The sequence below is a fragment of the Cytobacillus sp. GQ23 genome (assembly GCF_059758675.1).
On record NZ_JCAXER010000056.1, the window covers coordinates 1 to 7,224 of the forward strand.

At 37.1% G+C, this 7,224-nt stretch carries 7 protein-coding genes and 1 pseudogene; 7 read left to right on the forward strand and 1 reads right to left on the reverse strand.

Annotation, left to right across the window (positions count from 1 at the left end; all coding sequences use genetic code 11):
* The first annotated feature begins 130 nt into the window (after nt 1-130).
* The 4 genes from AC6CHU_RS25605 to AC6CHU_RS25620 all read left to right on the forward strand — a co-directional run bounded on the left by AC6CHU_RS25605 (nt 131) and on the right by AC6CHU_RS25620 (nt 3,227).
* Nucleotides 131-361: a YczI family protein gene (locus AC6CHU_RS25605; protein ID WP_498123131.1), complete on the forward strand. Its 231-nt coding sequence runs from the start codon at nt 131-133 to the stop codon at nt 359-361.
* Between the two features lie 501 nt (nt 362-862).
* Nucleotides 863-1,366: a hypothetical protein gene (locus tag AC6CHU_RS25610; RefSeq protein ID WP_498123132.1), complete on the forward strand. Its 504-nt coding sequence runs from the start codon at nt 863-865 to the stop codon at nt 1,364-1,366.
* Nucleotides 1,367-2,136: 770 nt separating this feature from the next.
* A complete protein-coding gene (locus AC6CHU_RS25615) occupies nt 2,137-2,958 on the forward strand; it encodes a class I SAM-dependent methyltransferase (protein ID WP_498123133.1) in 822 nt (273 codons plus the stop codon).
* A gap of 65 nt (nt 2,959-3,023) precedes the next feature.
* Nucleotides 3,024-3,227: a hypothetical protein gene (locus tag AC6CHU_RS25620; RefSeq protein WP_498123134.1), complete on the forward strand. Its 204-nt coding sequence runs from the start codon at nt 3,024-3,026 to the stop codon at nt 3,225-3,227.
* 77 nt (nt 3,228-3,304) lie between these two features.
* On the opposite strand, the gene AC6CHU_RS25625 is transcribed toward AC6CHU_RS25620, so the two are convergent.
* Nucleotides 3,305-4,861: an amidase family protein gene (locus AC6CHU_RS25625; RefSeq protein ID WP_498123135.1), complete on the reverse strand. Its 1,557-nt coding sequence runs from the start codon at nt 4,859-4,861 to the stop codon at nt 3,305-3,307.
* Nucleotides 4,862-5,279: 418 nt separating this feature from the next.
* On the opposite strand from AC6CHU_RS25625, the pseudogene AC6CHU_RS25630 reads away from it, so the two are divergent.
* The 3 genes and pseudogenes from AC6CHU_RS25630 to AC6CHU_RS25640 all read left to right on the forward strand — a co-directional run bounded on the left by AC6CHU_RS25630 (nt 5,280) and on the right by AC6CHU_RS25640 (nt 7,199).
* Nucleotides 5,280-5,940 (forward strand): annotated as a pseudogene (locus AC6CHU_RS25630) (aspartate/glutamate racemase family protein).
* 69 nt (nt 5,941-6,009) lie between these two features.
* Nucleotides 6,010-6,549, forward strand: a complete 540-nt coding sequence (locus AC6CHU_RS25635; RefSeq protein ID WP_498123136.1) for a GNAT family N-acetyltransferase — start codon at nt 6,010-6,012, stop codon at nt 6,547-6,549.
* Nucleotides 6,550-6,722: 173 nt separating this feature from the next.
* On the forward strand, nt 6,723-7,199 hold the full coding sequence (locus tag AC6CHU_RS25640; protein WP_498123138.1) for a GNAT family N-acetyltransferase: 477 nt from the start codon (nt 6,723-6,725) through the stop codon (nt 7,197-7,199).
* Nucleotides 7,200-7,224: the final 25 nt, after the last annotated feature.

Consider the following 7,224-nt stretch of genomic DNA (forward strand, 5'->3'; position numbering starts at 1 on the left):
GAGTGTTTTAATCGTATAAGATTAAGGTGCTTTTTTACTGGAGTACTCCCTTTTTAGACTAACGGGGAAGAATAGCTAAACAACCAATTGGTGATGTGTGGTAACTTGTATTAAAGGAGGGGGCTAATTGTTGAAAATTTTGCAAATTATTTTTTCAATAACAGCTTTTTCACTAGCAGGGTATGGATTGATTACTGAGGATTTTAAGTTTCAACCATATATGATGTTGTTTTTAGGTTTAACGATGTTGGTAATGGGATTAAGAGAGTTTCAAAAGGGACAAAAAGGTTACGGTTGGTTAAGTATAGTTGTATTTATATTTATTTTATTTGTATCCATCAAAAGTATCATCTTGAATTAACGGGTGCATTATCTCAATAATGATCCTCAATAATAAAGAGCGTTGCAACTCTATGCCAGAATAGGGCAAGTTTACGAGAGAATGCCTTGGGGAGAAAGGAGTTATACGCTTGATTATTTTTGTGGAAATTTTACGAGCCGTAGCTAGTGTTTTGCTTATTATAAGTGCTGGTAATTAAAGCACCTGAGACGGCAGCTTGATCTTAGAGTAATGCGCCTGATTGAAACATTTTTCCCTCCAGCTTTAAAGGTTACATTAGAAAAATTGACTGTTGCTTTCTTGGCAGCATCTTTAGATTTCGCAGGGAATGTTTTTTTACCAATTTTTAATATGGCTTTTCCCCTTCATCTACTTGTCCTTCGTCGATACATTTTAGGTTACATTGCATGTTGAGCGGGAAAGGTAGGAGGCGTGTATTAAAACGCTCCACCCCGATTTAAATGGGGATTTTCGAAGACTATAAAAAAAGTAGTGTAAAAGACGTTTTTTGGAGGTTTACTTATGTATTCAGTAGATAAATATATTGGTTCAATTAAAGCTAACATTGAGAAACAATCGGATTTGTTGGTGATAAATCTAGAAAAAATCCTTTCATACAATTTCTCTTCTGATATTGACTTGTTAGATTTCTCTGTATTCATTGAACCTACAAGATTCGAATTATCAATTAGAATGTTCTCAATGGATAAAGAAGCCAACGAAGTTTTCTATGAAGGAAATGGCACAACTGTATTTGCAGGTAGTGTGGAGGTATTGTCAGATGTAACATATTATCAGTTAAACAACGACAAATTGGATGATTTTATCGATAACTTTTACGAAAAAAATTATCCAGCGATAGACCATTTAGAACAAAAAGCGTTTACTGATTGGTTTAGTCAATCTTGGAAAAAAGCAGGTGGAGATGCATTGAATTTACCAGCTTATTTTGTTTTTCACGATGATTATAAATCATTTGATTTAAAGAATAATCAATGGATTGACGATGAAGAAAAATGGTCATAAGGATTAAGAATGCTTTTGATTTTCTTATATTCTACTAACGGGTGCAAGAATTGAAGATCCAGTTAGGATCGGCAGAACCTTTTTTCTTATTCGACTATCGGGGCAGAATAGTTCAATAAAAAATTTACAAAAACCTGGAAATATTTGTTATAATAAATTAAGAAACAATCACTTTGAGTTAACAAGGAGTGGGTTCGATGTCCGATGCCCTAGCTTTGCTAATGGGATTTCTGTTCAATGCGTTAATAATAGCAGTTTTATTGAACATTAAGAAAATGAATTCACAAAAAGTAAAGTTAACTATTTTAAGCTTTATTTCCCTTATCATAATTCCCATAATTCTTGACCTTGGATATCGGCTGGATAATGACTTTGGGTATTATTATTTTGGTTTTCCTGCTGATGCTTTAGTTTATCGGGGAGGTTCGCTGATTTCACTGGAATCATTCGGCTTGGTTTTTAATTTTTTCTTTTTTTATTGGATTTTTAAACTAATACACAAATTTTGGATACTTGTGATTCCTGTAAAAAAGGATTGTTAACCTTAAATCAGTAAACAATATAGGGATAGGTACTCCTAACATACTTAAATATTACTAATAAGGTCATTATGCTGAGGGTGCGTTAACCGACAAGGATTACGTGCTTTTTTTATTTACAGGAGTTCTATATGGGACCAACGGGGCAGTTGAAGAAGGAAAATCTTTTTAAGTAAAGGATTGTAGTATTAAGATAGCCTTGAAGATTACTGGAAATCAGGAGGCAGGACATTGAAATCAATCAGATTAAGTGAATCAGTAAAAGCATTTTTAACCACGTACAAGCTATTTGAAGAAGATGAAATTCAACAAGTCCAGTTACAGCATCGATTAGATTTAGTGAAGGCATTTGGGATAAATGAAGGTATGAGGATAATAGAAATCGGCTGTGGCCAAGGTGATACAACGGCAGCATTAGCTGATGCAGCTGGAAAAGATGGAAAGGTTATTGGAATTGATATTGCCAGCCGTCATTACGGATCCCCTTTGACGCTTGGACAGGCAACAGACTTGATCAAGAAGTCTGCATTGGGAGAACGCATCACGTTTCATTTTGAAATGGATTTTGACAGATTTGACTCTAGCGAAGTATTTGATATAGCAGTGCTATCCCACAGCTCTTGGTACTTTAAAAGACCTGATGATCTACTCCGTTATTTTATGAAGTTGCGAAGAATTGCTAAACGTATATGCTTTGCTGAATGGGATCTTGACTTTACCCGCATAACCCAGCGTTCCCATTTTTGTGCAGTTTCCATTCTTGCCTTATACTCTAACTTCGTAAACAATAACGGAAATATACAGAACTTGTTTCATAAAATACAAATTCAAGAGTTGCTTAAAGAGGCAGGTTTTCATATCGAAAAGCAATGTACAGTAAATGCTATGTATTTGCAGGACGCAAAGTGGGAGAAAAGCTATGCGAATAGCATTCGTGAAGAGTTCGTTCATGCTCCCCCCATGATACAATCAATGGTCAACAGCTACTATGAACTGATGAACACCTCAAATGACAATGAATCATTAAATAGTTTCGTTATATGTGCAAGGTGATTTAAATTGATAAGAGTATTCCGTCGATAAAACAAAAGGATGCTTAATCTGAAGACAGAAGGTCTGTGGCATCTTTTTTTTCTTTTGCAAGCTTAGTTTGTGTGGCTGTACTTAAACTAAGGGTGCTATTCTCAAAGTCAGCTACTGAGTCAGGCAGCCTTTACTTCGATAATCACCTTTTCCTTATTCAACAGGTGCTAATGTTTAAAGAAGGGGATCGTTCCAGCAATCCTTCTTCTTATGTCAAGGAAAAAGTGATTCTTCTTTAGTATTGAAGAAATTGTACACTTTTTATTTTCCCAATAATTATAAAGATATTAGGAGGAACCTCTTGTCTAAGAGGCTCCTATTTAAGTTCAGGCGCTTTGCGATGGTTAGTTCCTTCTTGATAGGCATAGGCTAGTTTAATCAATGTTGGCTCGTCGAATTCTTTTCCCAGCAGCTCGAGACCGACTGGAAGACCGTTGTCACTGAAGCCAGCAGGAACCGAGATTGCAGGGAATCCTGAATAAGGGCTTAAGCGATTGGCATTCCCGGCACCTTGGCTTTTTCCCACCTGTGCCGGTAAAGCACTCGAAGTTGGATAGAGCAGTGCATCCAGGTCATGTTCATTAAACGTTTCCATTAAGCTTTCCCTTGCTATTTTAGGACGATTGGCAATAATGTCCTGGTATTCCTCATCATTTTCCAATGATTCTCTTTCATTTCGGGATTTTAACCCGCTTTCCAAGCTTGGATGGAATTTCCCGCTTTCGATAATATCTGATAACGTTCTTACAGGTGCATCCGGCCCAAGGCTAGCCAAGTAATCATTTAACTGAAATTTAAATTCGTATCCGCTTAAGCTTGGATAAGAAAGAATTTGACTAAGACTGGGAACCGATACCTCGAACACTTCTGCTCCAAGCGCTTCCATGTCCGCAATCACTTGATCCATCACTTTATTGACTTCAGGATCATTCCCAAACAGGTCGCGAATAACGCCTATCCGAGCTTTCTTTAATCCATTTTTCTTAAGATAATGAGTATAGGTTTTTGGAACTTTTCCGATGCTGGCTTCAGTAACTGGATCTGCTGGGTCATAGCCAGCAATTGCGTCCAGCACGACAGCCACATCTTCAACCGTACGTCCCATCGGCCCGCCGACATCCTGTGATAGTGCAAGTGGAATGATTCCATCGCGGCTGGCAAGTCCCATAGTAGGGCGAAGTCCAACAAGGTTATTGAAGGACGAAGGGATTCGGATGGACCCGCCAGTGTCTGTCCCTAATCCGACAGCGGCAAAGTTGGAAGCAACAGCTGCTGCCGTACCACCGCTTGAACCACCCGGGTATCTAGTTAAATCATATGGGTTATAGGTTTGCCCGCCAAGGGAGCTAATGGTTTGGAATCCGAAAGCAAACTCATGCAGGTTCGCTTTTCCTAAGATGATTGCACCTTGATCTCTTAATCTTTTTGTTTGATAGGCATCATTTAGAGGGATGGACCCTTCAAGTGACAGGGATCCTGCAGTAGTTTGCATATCGTATGTATCATAGTTGTCTTTTAATATTACCGGGATTCCATGCAAGGGACCGCGAACTTTTCCCTCTTTACGCTCTTTATCTAGTTGTTTCGCTTCTTCTAATACATTTTCGTCAACCGTAATGATGGAGTTCATGCTGTCATCGTACTCCTCAATTCGGCTGAGGTAGAAATGAACCAATTCCTCAGAGGTTAGCTTCCCCCTCTGCATCGATTGCTGCAATTCAAATATTGTCGCTTCCTCAATCTCAACAGATAAAACTCTTTCAGCGACGGGGCTCGCTGAATTAGAAACAGCACCTGCTGGAGCTGCGTACAACCCGAAAGCCATTACTAGAGCAGTAAAGTAAACTATAAATTTGTTATGCCACTTTTCCATTTGTGACTCCTTTCGTTTTTCGGAATAATTAGAATATATCAATCTATATTTATTCTGTATATAAGAGGAAGGTCATAAAATACCTGGTTATATAGGGTGTTTTGTCCAAATAGAAGGATTCATTTTATTCCACCTGAACAGGCAGTAGTATAAATTTCAAGTTGAAAAAATAGGCAGAATTAGTGAAATCATCATTTAATCACAGCCAGTGGGTTAGTTATTCCACCTGATATAGGCCGCTTTAGAATTATTGAACCAACTTTATCTGCCTGGACCTCGGTTACTAACTCAATTTAGATGCTTTATAGACCTAAAGGGGCAACAGCAATCGGACCATTTTGTTGAATTAAAAAGGAATTATTTGCAGGTGAATCGAACATTATCCTGAAGATAATTAAAGGTTAATGGAGAGGATAAAATGAAGGTTATCGGTCTTATTGGCGGAATGAGTTGGGAATCTTCTGCTGAATATTATCGGATGATCAACGAAGAAGTCAAAAGAAGATTAGGGGGATTACATTCAGCGAAATGTCTTCTATATAGTGTGGATTTTCATGAAATTGAACGTTATCAATCAGAGGGTGCCTGGGAAAAGGCCGGCGAAGTGTTAGGTAATGCTGCTCATTCTTTGGAAAAGGGGGGAGCTGATTTTATTGTCATTTGTACTAATACGATGCACAAAGTTATAGGTGACATCCAGTCGAAAATTAAAGTCCCCCTGCTGCATATTGCAGAAGCAACAGCAACCCAAATTAAAGAGAAAGGAATTATCTGTGGTGCAAGATTTTTATAAATCACGCTTGGAGATTAGCGGTATACAAGTTTTGGTGCCAAATGACAATGAAAGAGAGATTGTAAACAAGGTTATATACGAAGAAATATGTCTGGGTAAGATGCGTCAAGAATCAAGGGATTATTATAAAAAAGTTATCCATGGTTTAATCGAATCTGGTGCTAAAGGGATTATACTAGCTTGTACAGAAATTGGATTATTGGTAAAGCCGGAGGATTCTGATGTGCCTCTATTTGACACAACTTACATACATGCTATTGAAGCTGTGAATATGTCCTTAAAATAGAGTTATGAAGTCTTATTAATTGATAACTTTTTTGTTGTTGATTTAACTGTTAGAAAAGGAGTTAAAAAGATGAATCCTTCATTCCGTACAGAGAGATTAAGCATCCGCAATTTTATATTAGAAGATGCTCCCAAAGTTCAAAAATTATTAGAAGATGGTGAGATAGCACAAACAACAACGATTATTCCATATCCTTTACCAGATAAATTTGCTGAAGACTGGATTTCTAAAATTAAAAGCTCTATGGTTAGTAAGGTCAGTTTCCATTTTGCTATATTTAATGAACAAGACCATTTTATTGGCTGTATATATATTTTTATAAATAAAAAACACAATAAAGGAGAACTTGGTTATTGGCTTGGGAAATCTTACAGGAATAAAGGTTATTGCACGGAAGCAGGTGAGGAAATAATAAAATTTGGATTTGAAGATTTAGGACTAAATCGAATCTTTGCTGATGCTTTTACAAAAAACACTGCTTCTTCAAAAGTAATGGAAAAATTAGGACTTAAATATGAAGGTACTTTTAAACAAAGTTGCTTATACAGAGGTGTCTATGAAGATACTGTAATCTATGGAATCACAAAGGATGATTATTATAGTAAATAGATTTACTTGTTTGTTCAACTCACGATTGTAATAGTAGAACAAGGCTGTCAAATTGATGGTCTTTTCTTATTATCCTAAAGGGGCAGTTTACTTGAACATAGAGCTAGTAGTATGGAATTATTAGAAAAATAATATTAGGATACATAAATTATTTAGATGTGGGGGATGAAACATTGCAAATACGTGAAATTGAAGAAAAGGACAATCAAACAATGGAGCAAATTATAAAACGCTCATTGGAATCATTTAACTTAAATATTCCAGGAACAGCATATTTTGATCCCCAACTGAGCAGTCTAGCACAATTTTACAAGCAACAATCAAATGCTAAGTATTGGGTTGCAGTGAATGAACAAGATGAAGTGGTAGGCGGTGTAGGTATTGCAGCATTTGGACAGAAGACGGGGGTTTGCGAGTTGCAAAAGCTATACATTACACCCGAAGCTCAAGGTATAGGTCTGTCCAAGGAGCTGATGAAAGCAGCACTCGACTTCGCCAAGGAACACTATACACACTGTTACTTAGAGACATTGAAGAAACTCCAGGCAGCTAATCTCCTTTACATCAAATTAGGTTTCCAGCAACTTGAAAGACCACTAGATGGTTCAGAGCATAATGCTATGGACGCTTGGTATATAAAAGAATTATAAGGCGGCTTTTTTTGTTCAACTAAAC

Coding starts and splice junctions, on each gene's coding strand:
- AC6CHU_RS25610 (WP_498123132.1), top strand. CDS start 863: ATGTATTCAGTAGATAAATATATTGGTTCAATTAAAGCTAACATTGAG.
- AC6CHU_RS25625 (WP_498123135.1), bottom strand. CDS start 4,861: ATGGAAAAGTGGCATAACAAATTTATAGTTTACTTTACTGCTCTAGTA.
- AC6CHU_RS25635 (WP_498123136.1), top strand. CDS start 6,010: ATGAATCCTTCATTCCGTACAGAGAGATTAAGCATCCGCAATTTTATA.